Genomic DNA, 525 nt, shown 5'->3' with positions numbered 1-525 from the left:
TGACGTCGTTGCGGTTGGCGCCGGTCAGAATCACCGCGAGCGGGATGCCCTGCGCCTCGGTGATGAGATGGTGCTTTGAACCAGGTCGAGCGCGGTCTGTGGGATTCGGTCCTGTTTTTGACCTGTGCCCACAGCGCGGATTGAAGAGGAGTCGACGATGACGCGAGACCAGTCGATTTGGTCAGCTGCGCGCAATCGTGCAAGCAGCACCTCGTGCAACTGCTCCCAGACGCCAGCTGCTTGCCAGTCACGGAGGCGACGCCAGCAACTCATGCCGCTGCCGCAACCCATTTCGCGAGGTAGCAGATCCCAACGCAGCCCTGTCTGTAAGACGAAGAGAATGCCGGTGAGCACTGCACGATTGTCGAGCGGCTTGCGCCCCGGATAACGGGTTCGCCGTGGTTTGGGAGGGGGCAGCAGCGGTTCGATGAGTGCCCACAGTTCGTCGAGTATTGGCTTGGCCATGTCCTTTAGGTGAGTAGCCCACGGGAATCGCACCCGCAGGCCCTCGCAGAACCGGACGTG

1 pseudogene is annotated in these 525 nt (G+C 61.9%); it reads right to left on the bottom strand.

The features are described 5' to 3' along the window. A pseudogene (locus ACOJB8_RS41215) lies at positions 1–465 on the bottom strand (IS5 family transposase); the annotation flags it as partial. Positions 466–525: the final 60 nt, after the last annotated feature.

The organism is Paraburkholderia sp. BR10141 (assembly GCF_056155635.1).
The sequence above is the reverse complement of the archived record's forward strand: the minus strand, read 5'-3'. Positions and strand labels throughout refer to the sequence as shown.